Genomic DNA, 14,153 nt, shown 5'->3' on the forward strand with positions numbered 1-14,153 from the left:
TGCGGCGCGTGCAGGCCGATGCCGACAAGGTCCGGGCCGACGCCGCAGCCGAGATCGCGGCACTGCGGGACGAACTCGACACCGCTCGCACCGAACGCGCCGACGCCGATGCCGCCGCCACGGCCGCTGACGCCGAGGCCACCGAGGCCCTCGCCCAGCTCACCGCAGCCCGGGCCGACCACGCCGCGGCGCAGGACCGCTGGCAGCAGCAGCTCGATCAGGCCGCCGCGACCCACCGCGAGCAGATCGCCGGCCTCGAGCACCGGATCGAGCTGCTCACCGGGCAGCTCGACGAGCACCGCGAGCGGCTGACCCGAGCGATCGCCGAGAAAGACGCCGCGGCGGCCACCGCAGCCGAACACACCCGGCGCCTCGACGCCGAACTCACCGCCGCCCGCACCGCGGCGGCAGCCGAACGTGACCGCGCCTCCACCGCCCGCGCCGACGCCGCCGCCGCACACGCGCAAGCCGAAGCCGCCCGCGAACGTGTTGCCGAACTGCGCGCCGAACTCCAGGACCTGCGCACGCCCCCGGCCGGCCCGTGAACCCCCGGCCGGGGCTCTCTGTACTACCGGCTACGAAAGCTGTGGACCTCGAGGTTCGACGGGGTCGACCTGGCATACTTCGATGCGGCCATCCCCGCCGTACCCCTTGCGGCGGGGATGGGTTCTTCGGTCGGGCACTCACTTATCGCCGACCAGGGCGGCGACGTCGTCGACGGCCTCGGTGTCGTCTGCCCACCTGAGCCCGGGGCCCTGCGTGATCGCCTCCGTCCAAAGTCGATGCGTGTCGAGTCGTCAAGCGGGAGTGCATGATGAGAGGCCACCGACACGCACCGAGGGGAACGATGTTCACCGCACTACGCGGCCGATTCCGCACACGATCGACCACAGCCCACGCGCCGACCCCCGAATCGCACCGGAGCGGCACACCCGCGCAGGCGAAGGCCGACGCGGCAGCGCACACCCACGCCCAAGCTCGGATCGAGACATTGGACAGGTACCTCGGCTCGCTCACCGAACCCGACCGCGCCGAGTACATCGCCGCAGCGCAAGACCTCCACGATGCGATGAACGAGACCGGCACCCAGGATTTCCGCGCCTGCTCCCGAGGGGGCCGGCCACCCGCCGGCGGCAGCGTCCCGGACGGAATCCGATCTCTCCAGGATCTGCGGGCACTCGCTCGCACCATCCGCACCTCGAGCCGGCCGGACCCGACGGAAATCGCCGCTGCGACGACGGCAGGCACGTCGGCTGCGACTCCACGCACCGATCCGGGAAGTAGCGACGACACCGACCCGGGCGCGGCCGGGCAGCAGAAGCCATGAACCACACCGGCGGCGAGGCCGCGGCCACGGTGTTGGTGATCGCTGGCCGCACCCTCGACATCGACACCGCAATCGCCAAGGCCCACGGCTATCCGGCGGTGACCGTGGCCCGCTACGACCTGCCCGGACCCGGAGCACTTGAGGAGATCACCGCCGACGAGATCGCCCGCACCCACAAAGTACGCTCCCGGATCAGCCACGCTCAACGCGACTGGTTCATCCGCAGCGCCGTCGACGCCCCGTGGGCGGCGGTGCCGATCGAGGCACAGCTGGTCGACGCCGACCCGAACATTAGCGGCGAACTCTACGACCGGGCCGAAGCTCTCTACGACCATTTCCGCACCGCCGCGCCCCGATACGTGGGGGTAGCCAAGATCAGCAAGGTGCTCCACCTCAAACGCCCAGGATTGTTCCCCATCCTCGACTCGAAAGTCATGGCGTTCTACCGGCATCATGCTCGTGCCGCCGCTGCCCGATACCCCCACCGCGGCAGGCGAGCGGTGTTCTGGGCAGCCATCCGCGACGACGTGTGCACCAATCTCGACAGTGGTGCCCTCCCGCTGTTCCGCCGCCGCCTGGAGCAGTCCGAAGCCGAGCAGGTCCGCCGGATCGCGTCCCTGACCGATGTGCGTCTGCTCGACCTGCTGAGCTGGGCTGTCGCCTGAGATAGCAAGGGCCATCTCTGTGCCTGCTCTGGCCGCCTTATTGGAGTTCTTCGGTTTCCGTGGGTGCCGAATGGCAGATGTAGCGAAATCGATCTGTGGAGCGAACTTAAAGAGTGCAGCCGTGTGTTCACGGCTGTCAGCGTCATGATCTAGGCCGCGGCCTCTACTGCTGTCCTGCACGAGTTACATCGGAGGATGCTTGTCGACGAAAGTGACGGGCGGCGCAAGCAGCGCGGTTGCTGCTTCTTCCCATGCTGCGTGTGCCCGGTTCCGTGGAACCGACCCCCTGATTACCGGCGTTACGCGACGTAAGCTCGCAGAGCAGGTCGGCCATTCCAAAGGACCCCAGAGCGCCATCCCGTTGTTGCGGTGGATGCGCGCGATGATGTTCGAACGGCTGGTCCGTGACAACCGCTTCGCGTCCGAGGTGGTCACCGTTTCCGTCGGCGCCCTGGGTCTGGGCCGGCCGCAGGCGGTTGTCGTAGCCGACGCCCACATCGACACGAGCAAGACAGCGTCCGCCCTCGATCTGGCACACAATGCTGCTGTCACGCGTGGACATGCCACCCTGATCCACCAATTGGCCGTTCCATTTCTCGGACTCGAAGGCGAGAACGCTACGGACACACATCCTGACTTCGCGGTGGTTGCGCCCAAGTCTCCAAACAGTGACGGCAAGTCTGACGGTTCATGGTTGATCGTCGGCGACGCCAAGGACTATCAACGAGTTCGCGCCAAAATTGAGGATGGTCGTCTCCTCAAAGGATTCCTGCAGGTCGCCCTAGGTGCCGAGTCCGCCGCAGCATGGACGAAGCTGCCCGCAGGAATGGACGTTCACACATTCGGCATCCTCGCCGTGCCTCGCAACTCTTCCCTGTCTCCGACTGCAGTAATCGAGAACCTGAACGACCACCGTGAAGAGGTTCGTATGCGTGTTCGAGAACGCGCTTCGGAAGCAGCCGGCTTCCCTCCGGAAACCCGCACCAACTTACCGGCCCATCTTGCCCACTTACAGGCCATCTATTCTCCGGACACCTGTCCTAGCTGCGACATGTTCATGTTCTGCCGTGCCGAGCTGCAGAAGTCGACCAACCCGGCCGACCTGCTGATCGAACTGGGAGTCAAACCGGAAGTCCGAACACAGGCCGTGGGACTGATCGATGGCGTCACCTCCGTCGGCAAGATCCCGAACTCGGTCCGCCAGCAGATCGAGGCGACGCTCGCAGGAAACGGCATGCTATCCGGTCAGCGGCGCCTCGACCCGATCGGACAGTCCGGCACGGTCAACGTGGTACTGGCCAAGTCGGACGGTGCGACTCTCGGTGTGTACGGCATCGCCGTCCAGCGCGTCACAAAGAACGCTGTCGAACCATGGCACGTTTCGGTGTACGACAACCCGGACAGCGACGCCACCCGGCGATCGATCATGAAGCTGCTTGGCAGGGAACTCAACAAGGCCATTGCAGAGCAAATCAAAATCGACGCCGACGCTCCCGCTCCCGTCCACCTCGTCGTGCCCGACTCGACGACCGCCGACCTCCTGGTCTCGATCGCTGACAGTGTGGCCGGCAAAGAACTTTCTCGGTTGCGCTGGGAGCGCGACAAACAGCAGGGACGCCCAGCGCTCACCTACAACGGCGAGCCCGCCGTCATTCCCTCGTACCTTCCAGAGAAGGACCGCGTAGCCGTTTCGTTCCTCTTGGAGCAGGACCGAGCACGGACTATGAAGGCCCGCTCTACCATTGTCGACTTACGCAGGGCACTTGCCTCTCTCGTGACGGCCGGCGGCCCAACCGTCAACTCTCTTCGTCTTGACTACCTCGCGCCGTGGGTAGACCCGAGTGAACCTCCGATCGACCACCGTGCCCTAGCAGAATTGATCGAGAAGTCGGCTCACTCGGTCGGCGCACAATTAACCCCGACCCAGTCCAATGCGATTCACCACGCGTTCACAGGTGACAAGCCCGGGCTTCCGCGACCAGCCAAGCCGAGCGTCTACCACGACCTGATCCGCACCGAGATCGAATACAAGACCACCGTGTTCGACAAGGCCTCCGGGATCCTTCAAACCGAGTTCGACCTCTCAAAGCTGCAACCAGCGGTGCGCACTGTAGAGGCCGACGCCCAGCGCCTCTGGCGTCGACGACTCGACCTGCACGCATTCGACCTCGTCCGGTTCGATCGCACATCCCGCTGGTGGCGCAACGACGTGGTACCGATCCTCGAAGCGGACGACAAGTTCACAGCCCAAGTGACGGCCCTGACGAACCCGCTTGCAGCCTATGACGCTGCTCAGGATGCAGGCACACGCCACCTCGCCCTGGCACGAGTGATCAACGACGCTCCGCTGACGCTCGAAATCGACTCCCGCCGCATCGGCGACGAGTCGCGCATCGTCGCACTTCACCAAAACGGCTACGCCCTAGTAGAGACCGACGAGGTCACCGTTCAGGCCCAGAAGGGCAGCTTCAAGCTCTCCCACATGCCCATCGGTGAGCTTACGGCTCTCGGGACACACCCTCGCCAATACAGATGGTCACCACACCACGATCCCGGCTTCACCGTCGGCGACGAGGTGATAGTCGCAGATTTCTCGTGGTTCTCCGATAACAAAAGCGACGTGTGGTTGAACATGAACCGACCGAGCGTCGACTCGTCGTCCGCGCCCAAACCCACCTGCACCCCCGACTCGTTCATCGACGACCCTGCCAACCATCAGTGGTGCTGCAAACCTCACGAGGCGGCCGAAGCCGAGTGGTCAGACATCCTCGCAGACCGCCGTGCCCGCGGGGAGCTCAATCCACAAGTATGGCCGCCCGTACTGGACTCAGACGCGTTCGACGTCAACGCCGCTGACGAGAGCCTGCCCGATCCTGCCGATCGGCCGGCCACCCAACCACCCGACGAGCTGACGATGGACGACGTGGAATAGCTGATGACTGTCACATTTACATCCCCGTCGCTTGTCGCTACCGATGCCTACCACCACTCGCGTGCCGCAGCGCAGAACGAAGCGGCGGCCACCTTCGCCAAGGGCCAGCTTCTCGACGCACTCAACGGCAGCTCGGACATTCAACGCATCCTGCTGAAAGCTGCCGCCGGGGCCGGCAAATCATTCCTGCTACGCGGTCTGGTCCGTGACGCCATCGATCAACCGCAGTGCCTGCGTGTCGCCGTCACAGCCTTCCAGAACCGGCAGCTGTGGCCGCTTGCCGCGTCCCTCGGAAACGACATCGGCAAGGACCGTGTGTGGCTGTGGGCATCCAAGCGCGTCTTCAATGACGTGCCGGACTGGGTCAAGACGTCCGCAACCGTCGTCGACTCGGTCAAAGCGATTCCCCAAGACGTACCTGTCGTGCTGACCACAACACACATGCTCGGAATGACCCGCCAGCACATCCGAAGTCACTTCGGCACATCTTTTCACGACGACTACCGATTCGACGTCTTGTTCGTCGACGAGGCATGGCAATTGCCGCACCACCTGTTCGACAAAATCACCTATACCGCACCTATCCACGTAGGTGTCGGTGACGTCGGGCAACTACCCCCCTTGGAGATTGCCGAAAACCCATGGCGCGGCGACCCCGGCTTCAACCCCTATCGCGCCTGGCCAACCGCCTACGACGACGATGACACCAACACATGGGCCACCGAACTGCCCGCAGTCTGGCGCCCGACAGGCGAACAACTGGGATTGTGGCGTGCGTTCTACCCCGAGTGGGAGTCACTCAACTGCGTCGCCGCACCCGGTGACCGATCAATCGGACTCGGCCCTCTCTCCGGCCTGACAAAGACGGTGTGGGAGTCCGTCGCTACCGGCGTCCCCACGCTCCTCGAAGTCGACGGATTGCCGGACGCCGAAGCTGCCGACGTCGACCTACCACTTATCGAGTTCGTCGAATCCCTTCTCGACGAACTGTTCTCAGCAGGGTTCACTCTCTTCTCCCAGATCTACAACGACGACGGAACACCGAGCGGCAAGACCAAGGAGGAACGCCCCGGCGCCGATGCGGACGACCCTCTCGTCGCCATTCTCGCCACCCGAAATCAGGCGGTTGACGACGCCGCCGACGCTGCCGCCCGACTCAGCGCCAAACACAACCTGATCGAGTCCGACTTGATCGCGTCCACCGTCGACTCGTGGCAGGGGCAGACGAACGGCATCACAATCGCCCTCCATCCCCTCACCGGCGCCTCCGAGTTGGACGAGTTCAACTCGGCGTTCGGCCGCCTCGCAGTCGCCTGCACACGCGCTACACATGGCTTACTGATGGTGTCGCGGCCTGGACTCGACAGGCTGCTTCAAGAAGCACCTGTGCGCCCAGGTACTCCATTCGGTGAACCGGGGAACCGTCATTTGCCCCGTCAGACCCATCAGCGCATCCTCGCCACCTTCGCACGAGGGGTCGCCACAGTCTCACCGACTCCGTAGGAAAGAATCGACCCGTGTCACGCCTCAACGACCTCATCCGCCACGTCGCCAATATGGATCCTCGGTTGGCGAAAGACCTGCAGCGCGAAACCGACGCACTTGCGGAACGCCGACCGTTCGGACTGAACTTCGAACGACACACGCCCGAGGCGGTGGAATTGCCGGGCCGGCCAGTGCGCAAGAACGACAAGGTGCGCATCTTGCCAGACCGGGGCGAAATGCCGAAGAAGGAGAACGAGCGTCTCTATCGGGTAGCGAGGACTTACACCGAAGAAGGCCAACGGTGGGCTGACGTTGTAGCGGTGGACGATCCCGACGAGGGGTGGTCCGTGCTCGTGGAGGACCTCGTCGTGGTTGCCGAGTTCCGAGACCCGATCTATCCCGGGCTCGTCTCCACGGGGAAAGTCGAGCGTGGCGGCGACAAGCCGTTCCACACTGTCATCAACTCCGAGAACTACCATGCACTCCAAGCGCTGCTATTCACGCATCGGGGCAAGGTCGACGCCATCTACATCGACCCCCCGTACAACACCGGGGCCAAGGACTGGAAGTACAACAACGACTACGTGGAGTCGGACGATCACTATCGTCACTCCAAGTGGCTTGCGTTCATGGAGCGTCGCCTCTTCCTTGCGAAGGAACTACTCAACCCCGACGACTCGGTGCTCATCGTCACAATCGATGAGAAGGAGTATCTGCGGCTGGGATTGCTGCTGGAACAGGTGTTTCCCGAGGCTAGAATCCAAATGGTGACGTCGGTTATCTCCCAGCGCGGAGTCGCGCGCGACGGCACGTTTGCTCGCGTCGATGAGTACCTGTTCTTTGTCTTCATCGGCAGCGCGAAGATCTCGTTTACCCCTAGAGATCTTCTTGGATCTGTTGAGTCTGAAAAGCCACGTCAAATGTGGTTTCAATTCCGACGAAACGGCGAAGGGTCATTGCGTGTAAACTCGCCAAACCTTTTTTACCCCCTCCTCATCGAGCCAGAGACTCGACGAATCATATCCGTGGGAGATCCACTGCCACTTCAATCCGACCGTAGAGAATTTCCAGTTCCGGCCGGCTTGGAGGCTGTTTGGCCGCTTCGCGAAGACGGTACCGAAGCCCGTTGGAGAACCGGTGTCTCGATTGCGCGCCGCAACGCCGAAGCTGGATACCTCCGTGTGGGACCAATGAATGAAAAGAAGGGGCTTCGACCGGTGCTTTTCATCAACGAAGGGGGGGTCAAGGCGATTGAGAGCGGAGAGATCGAAGTTCTCGGTAGGGGAGAGAGTGGTGAAGTGCTTCTGGGTAGTGCTAAACGTGAAGCGGTGCAACCCAAGACTGTGTGGAACAGCCCGGCTCATGATCCCGGTTGGCACGGTAGTCGGATGCTCGCCTCGTTCCTTCCTGGAATCCGCTTTCCGTACCCGAAGTCGCTATACGCGGTCGAAGACTCGCTCTCCATTTACGTTGCCGACAAGCCAGAAGCCGTAATCTTAGACTTCTTTGCTGGATCTGGCACGACAGCGCACGCAACATTTCGTCTCAATAAGCGAGATGGTGGCCACCGTCGCTCAATCGTGATCACGAACAACGAAGTGAGTGCTGAAGACCAAAAGGGCCTACGTGCGGGAGGGCTGCGCCCCGGCGACCCTGAGTGGGAGCAGTGGGGCATCTGCGACCACATCACCAAGCCCAGAATAGAGGCTGCCGTTACAGGCAAGACCTCGATGGGAGAGCCGATCAAGGGGGATTACAAGTTCACGGATGAGTTTCCGATGGCGGACGGATTCGAAGAGAATGTCGAGTTCTTCACCCTCAGCTACGAGTCTGCGATGCGCGTGTCCTCTAACCGCGAGTTCGCCAAGGTTGCGCCATTTCTATGGTTACGTGCCGGGGCGCGCGGGCGGCGCATCGACGACGTCTCCACTGGTTGGGACGTGGCTGACGCGTATGGCGTGATCGCGAATCTGGACTTGAGTGAAGCATTTATCAAAACGGTCGAGACACAGGAAGGTTTGACTCACGCCTTCATCGTCACCGATGAGGACCGACTGTTCGAGGCGATGGTGCGACAGTTACCCGAGCACGTCGAACCGGTCCGCTTGTACTCGTCCTACCTGCGTAACTTCGAGATCGAGGCAGGAAGGGCCGCACGATGAAGTTCACCCTCAAGCCGTATCAACGCACCGCCCTCGAAGACATGCTTGTGACGCTTGACCGCGCCAAGACGATCTATGAGCGCGAGACGACACCGACGTCGGTGTCGCTGTCCGCAACCACGGGTGCTGGCAAGACCGTTATCGCATCCGCCGTCATCGAGTCGCTGTTCTACGGAAACGACGACTTCGACTTCGAACCAGATGACGGCGCCGTCGTCATCTGGTTCTCCGACGATCCGAATCTGAACGAACAGACGCGGTTCCGCATCATGGAGGCGTCCGACAGGGTTGTGTCGACAGACCTTGTCACCATCGAACCCCCCTTCTCGAAGCCCAAACTTGAGCCGGGCAAGGTGTACTTCCTCAACACACAGAAGCTCTCGAAGTCGTCGCTTCTCACTCGCGGGCACGAGATTCTTACTGAAGACGAGGTCCTGGACGGGATGCACTCGTCTGTCCAGCCCGACCTGCAGGGATACACGATCTGGCAAACCATCGCCAACACGATCGACGACCCCGATCTCACGCTTTACCTGATCGTCGACGAAGCGCACCGGGGGTTCGGCACGAAGGCGACCCGAGACAAGTCCACGATTGTCCAGCGACTCATCAACGGCCACGCCGGGTACCCGCCCGTCCCCATCGTGTGGGGAATCTCAGCCACCATCGGAGACTTCAAAGAGGCAATGGATGACGCGGCCGTGTCCGGAGACCGCCGCTACCTTCCCCCAGTCCAGGTCGATGGTTTCCAAGTACAAGAGTCCGGACTCGTCAAGGACATCGTCAAGATCGACATCCCGGCCGAAGCGCAGGCCATCGACATGGTTCTGGTGCGTCGAGCCGCAAAAAAGCTGAAACGCTCATCCGAACGCTGGCAGAAGTACTGCGAGTCGCAAGGGTTGCCGGACGTCGTCAATCCGCTACTGGTACTGCAGGCGCCCAACACGCCAGATCACGACAAGCTGGGGCAAGCGCTTGACGTCATCTTCGAGGAAATGCCGGAGCTGGGGTCCGACTCCATCCGGCATGTGCTGGGCGAACACACTATGCAGACCTTCGGAGCACATCAGGTCAACTGGATCGAGCCGCAAGTAGTCGAAGACCGCACCCATGTTCGGGTGCTTATAGCCAAGGACGCGATCTCCACGGGATGGGACTGTCCACGGGCGGAAGTGCTCGTTTCGTTTCGGCCGGCGAAGGATCACGACCACATCCAGCAACTCCTCGGCCGGATGGTGCGCACACCGCTGGCGCGGCGAGTCCCGGGCGACGACGAACTCAACTCCGTCGACTGTCTGCTGCCCTTCTTCGACCGCAAGACCGCCGGCGACGTCGTGAAGTTGCTGACTGCTCAGATCGACGGCGTACCCGACCCGACAGGTCGGAAAATGATCCTCGAAGAGTGCGTCATGACGCCCAACAAAGCGATTCCCGACGAGGTCTGGACGGTGTGGGACAACCTGCCGTCCATGACGATTCCCCAGCGCGGCACTTCGCCGGTGAAACGTCTTGCCTCGCTTGCTTTAGCACTGTCAACCGATGGTGTTCGCCGGGACGCACTCGCTGAGATGGCTCGGAAAATCCACAAGGTGCTCGATGATTCGGCCGGGCTGTACAAGAGTCGGGTGAAAGCGGCCACTGCTGAGGTGTTGGCAGTGCGTCTGCAGGAAATATCGGCGAAGTTCGGCACGAAAGGTGTCGGATACACCGACATCGTCGAACAGGCCGACGAACGAGCCATTCGAGTCGCATTCGAGGACGCACGCAAGGCGTTCGGTTCCGATATCGCACAGACATATGTCGACCATCTGACGGGTGAAGACGACAGCGACGACGTATTACGCGATGCGTTCGTGCGGGCTGCAGCACTCGCTTGTGTGCCGGAGGTGCGGGAAGCGGTCGACAAGAAATCGGACGAGATTGCTGAGGAACTGTTCGAGGAGCATGCAGACGCAATCCAGGACTTGCCTGACGATCGCCAACAGGAGTATCGCGAGATCAACGCGCTCGCTGCGACTCCTCAGATCAGCCGGCTGGGGCGGCCGCGCACCCGGATCGAGGACTACATCGAGGAGATCGACGGACAGTTGCGCCGAGCCGAATTGGTGAAGTTGCACCTGATGTCGGATGAGAACGGAGATGCGCCTATCACCAACCTTAATGACTGGGAAGGCGAGATCGTCAAGTACGAGATCGCACGCTCAGGGGCGCTCGCGTGGTACCGAAACCCGCCACGCCAGACCGCCGACTCGCTCGGAATCGCCTATCGCGATGAGACGACCGGCAACTGGCGTTCGATGCATCCGGACTTCATCTTCTTTCATGAGATCGAAGGTGAGCCTAAGGCGTCGATCGTGGACCCCCACGGCCACCACTTGGACGACTCACTGGTGAAGCTTCAGGCGCTCGCCAGATTTGCCGAGCAGCATGGTCATGCGTTCCATCGGATCGAAGCCTTGAGCAAAGTCGGTGACGTGATGAAGGTGCTGAACTTGCAGGACGAGAATGTGCGGTCCATCGTCATGAGCGGCGGTCGGACGGTGGACTGGTACTACAACTCCCAGTTTGCTGGTAACTATTACGCGGAAAACTGAGGGATCGCGCCCCTACCGGCTCTGGGCGGGGCCTGTCCGAGCTGCCGCACGTCAGGGCGTCACGCCAGTTCATCCGGGGAATCGCACGCCTCTCAAGTCGAGACGAGACCAGTCCGTAAGTGGTTGATAGTGGTATTGTGTGGTTGCCTAAGGCAATAGCCGAGGGAAGCGGTTCGTGTAGGAGGTCTCCGGAGCGTAAGTACCCCCTGTGGGCAGCTCCACCTAGCGGTTTCCAGCCTTGCGCGCCCATCACGCTCGAGAAGAACCTCACCCCACGGGTGGGGTTCTTCTCGTTGTCAGAGCATGAATACCTCGATCCGGTGTGCGATCTTCGCTCTCATCTGGCCACCGCGGCCCCAGGCCCATGCATGGATATCGGGGAGCCACAGCAGTGGATCGCTCGGGGAAGCATGGTGGTAGACGAACGGCGCATCGGCGCCCAAGGCGTCGCGGATCGTCCGATTATCCTCTCGATCCTGATTGCAGGATTCGATAAGGACCCGGCTCACCGCGAGCGTAGCCAAATCCCGGACAGCTGCCCCGAGAGTGAGATCGCGGGCGCTTCGTTCGGGCATCTTTCCCGACTTCACGACGTAGAGGCGACTGGCCGCGTCGAGCTTCGATACCTCGGTGACCAGCTTTGGCGCGTCCTTCTTGCTGACGGACTTCATGTGTATACGTGCGCTGCCTCGCGGACGCAGCGCTTCCACCTGCTTACGCAGCGCTGCGACATCTCCGCCGGCGACGGTGACAGCGCAGAGCATGTAGCCGTCACGCTTGGACTCGTCAATGAATGCGTGCACAAGCGGGGATCTTGTCAGTGAGGGGTGCAAAAGTGAGTCCGGGCGCCGAACCAGGTAGTCGCTGCGTCGGCGACAACAGCTCCCGACCTGGTGGCTTCCGGCCTACCCCCGCAGTTGCGGACTCTGTGAAGAACCGCGTCATCGGAAGCTGGCCTCCGCCAACTCGATGAGCTCTTCGAGGTCGAGGCGGTAGGCATCGAGAGAGTATCCCCGGCTTTTGGCACGAGTGGTGATGATCGGCCGGTAGGTGTCCAGCAGAAGTCGATAGAAGGGTAAACAGCGGTGATGAGAGTTGCCGTCGTCGCCGATCTCCTCCAGTCGTGGGCCGGTTTCCGACCATCTCCTCCCGCGCACCAGATACTGCACATATGACAGCAGCCGGCCTTCTAGCTCGTCGCTGATGTCGAATCCCTGGAACTGCAGCCGGTCGATGCGTTCTTCCCCGAGGACGGCTCGATCAGCGGGATTGAGCGCCTCGATGCTTGCGCTCAGGACACGGAACATGTCGAGCAAGTCCCATACCAAAGCGCATTCGGTGCGGGTGAGTTCTGGACCGACCGTAGCGAACACATCGCCGTACTCGCCGGCATACCCTTCCTCGAGAGCTTCGCTTCGTCGTGCGTAGTAGTCGGCCTCGTCCGGCACGAGAGCGGCCAGAATCCTCGACTGGCTCGCGAGCAGTAGCCGTTCGCTCATCGTCAGTGACTGAGGCACATCGCCACGACGCATCTCCACGTCGCGACCGAGCAACTGATCGATCTGGTCCCGCAACAATGCGCTGACGGTCGCGCCCTTGGATTGGGCCAGCGCCTCAAGCTCTTCTCGAGTCTCGTCGCTGACACGGAGCGTGAGGGTGGCCATCGGATCCTCCATGTAGTCTGAACTACAGATTAGAATACAGTATTCACTTCCGTAATACTGCATTACACCACCGCGTGCGTGGTGCCCCTGACGGCTGTGCTGTTTACCGATCGTCAAACAGGACGCTTGCGTGAGGACGTGGGGTTGGAACGTGCCCTCCCCTGGAGGCGAGCGGATGAAGTCTTGTTTAGCCGTGCTGGATGGGGGTCCGGGGTGGGTACCCTATGGCGGACTCGTGGGGCGTCACCGTGGTCTGCTCTCTCACGGGCAGGTGGAAGACGTTGTTTCGCAAGTCCTCCTTCTCGGAACATGGCCACGGGAAGACCAGCCCGACCGCGCCACCTGCGACGACGATGCTTCAACACTGGTGTCGGCAACTGATGGTTCAAAACGCGCGTTCTCGACGAGTCCTGAGACATCGATGGCTCGTGTTGTTCGCCCGACGCCGGTCGACAGTCGGGAGTACCCGCGGATCGAGAAAGCAACCTGGGCCGTTTTCCGACCAGGACGAGGCACCTCCTGCTCGCCCACAAAGCCCTAGGCCTGTCCCGCATTCCGGAGCAGGATCCGAGCCGGACCGCACTGACCTCGAACGAAAAACGTGCTGACACGGATGGGAAACCCCTGGTCACGTACTGATATGCCAGTGGGAAGTTCACGGGACAGCCGTCTTGTGGAAACTGCATAAATCACGCAAATCGGGCGCATTCGGTCAGCTGGGGGTTTGTCACTCCCGGTGTGTGCGCGGTCGGTGACGAGAATCGTCCTTCCCGCACCCTCTCCCACGAAAACGCACCTCAGCGCGTTTTCCGCTGCCGAACTGTCGGAGCACCCCCGGTAGGGCGCCCGGCGAGACTCTCGACCAGGACGACACCCGCCCCAATGCCGGGATGTGGCCTCTTCTGACCCCCGCACCGGCCGCGGCGCCGCTGCTCGCCGAGCCGGTGCGGACCCGGATCGAGGCGTCGGTGACCGCGGCGCGTTCCGCCGGCACCCGCCGCGCCTACACCGCCGCCTGGCGCCGCTTCACCAGCTGGTGCGGCGCCGAAGGCCACCCCGCGTTGCCGGCGCATCCGGCGACGGGGTCCGCGTATCTGGCTGTCGCCGCCGACACCCTCACCGAGGGGCGGCGGGCGTACGCGCCGTCGACCCTGGCCAAGTGGGTGGCGGCGATCGCGCACCAGCACCGCACCGCCGGCTACCCCTCCCCACCAGCCACGAGCTGGTGCGGGCCACCGTGGCCGGCATCCGCCGCGACTACGCCACCGCCGGCGAACGCTCCCGTACCCCACGCGCCCCGCTGCTCACCGCCGGCGAACGCCCC

General features: G+C 62.5%; 9 protein-coding genes and 1 pseudogene. 8 read left to right on the forward strand and 2 right to left on the reverse strand.

Features of this window, described 5'->3' with window-relative positions:
- The 7 genes from AIIKEEIJ_RS32500 to AIIKEEIJ_RS05450 all read left to right on the forward strand — a co-directional run.
- The coding region (locus AIIKEEIJ_RS32500) for a hypothetical protein (protein WP_202916623.1) at positions 1-545 on the forward strand (545 nt) is incomplete at its 5' end.
- A 302-nt stretch (positions 546-847) separates the two neighbouring features.
- Positions 848-1,327, forward strand: coding sequence for a hypothetical protein (locus AIIKEEIJ_RS05425; protein ID WP_161995130.1), 480 nt, complete (start codon positions 848-850; stop codon positions 1,325-1,327).
- Positions 1,324-1,992 (forward strand): DUF6308 family protein, encoded by a 669-nt coding sequence (locus tag AIIKEEIJ_RS05430; protein WP_161995131.1) that lies wholly within the window; start codon positions 1,324-1,326, stop codon positions 1,990-1,992. Before AIIKEEIJ_RS05425 ends, AIIKEEIJ_RS05430 begins: the two co-directional genes overlap by 4 nt.
- Before the next feature lie 199 nt (positions 1,993-2,191).
- On the forward strand, positions 2,192-4,924 hold the full coding sequence (locus AIIKEEIJ_RS05435; protein ID WP_238406218.1) for a hypothetical protein: 2,733 nt from the start codon (positions 2,192-2,194) through the stop codon (positions 4,922-4,924).
- Between the two features lie 3 nt (positions 4,925-4,927).
- Complete coding sequence (locus AIIKEEIJ_RS05440) at positions 4,928-6,427, forward strand: hypothetical protein (protein ID WP_161995132.1); 1,500 nt, start codon at positions 4,928-4,930, stop codon at positions 6,425-6,427.
- A gap of 14 nt (positions 6,428-6,441) precedes the next feature.
- Positions 6,442-8,571, forward strand: a complete 2,130-nt coding sequence (locus AIIKEEIJ_RS05445) for a site-specific DNA-methyltransferase (protein ID WP_006937970.1) — start codon at positions 6,442-6,444, stop codon at positions 8,569-8,571.
- Positions 8,568-11,165, forward strand: a complete 2,598-nt coding sequence (locus AIIKEEIJ_RS05450) for a DEAD/DEAH box helicase family protein (protein ID WP_006937971.1) — start codon at positions 8,568-8,570, stop codon at positions 11,163-11,165. The genes AIIKEEIJ_RS05445 and AIIKEEIJ_RS05450 overlap by 4 nt, the downstream gene beginning before the upstream one ends.
- A gap of 296 nt (positions 11,166-11,461) precedes the next feature.
- On the opposite strand, the gene AIIKEEIJ_RS05455 is transcribed toward AIIKEEIJ_RS05450, so the two are convergent.
- Together AIIKEEIJ_RS05455 and AIIKEEIJ_RS05460 are read right to left on the reverse strand one after the other, a co-directional pair.
- On the reverse strand, positions 11,462-11,968 hold the full coding sequence (locus tag AIIKEEIJ_RS05455) for a hypothetical protein (RefSeq protein ID WP_049904218.1): 507 nt from the start codon (positions 11,966-11,968) through the stop codon (positions 11,462-11,464).
- Positions 11,969-12,106: 138 nt separating this feature from the next.
- Positions 12,107-12,829, reverse strand: a complete 723-nt coding sequence (locus AIIKEEIJ_RS05460; protein WP_006937975.1) for a YfbU family protein — start codon at positions 12,827-12,829, stop codon at positions 12,107-12,109.
- A gap of 890 nt (positions 12,830-13,719) precedes the next feature.
- Between AIIKEEIJ_RS05460 and AIIKEEIJ_RS05465 the strand changes: the two are divergent.
- Positions 13,720-14,153, forward strand: a pseudogene (locus AIIKEEIJ_RS05465) (integrase); the annotation flags it as partial.

This window comes from Rhodococcus sp. YH1, assembly GCF_009939605.1.
GTDB lineage: Bacteria > Actinomycetota > Actinomycetes > Mycobacteriales > Mycobacteriaceae > Rhodococcus > Rhodococcus aetherivorans.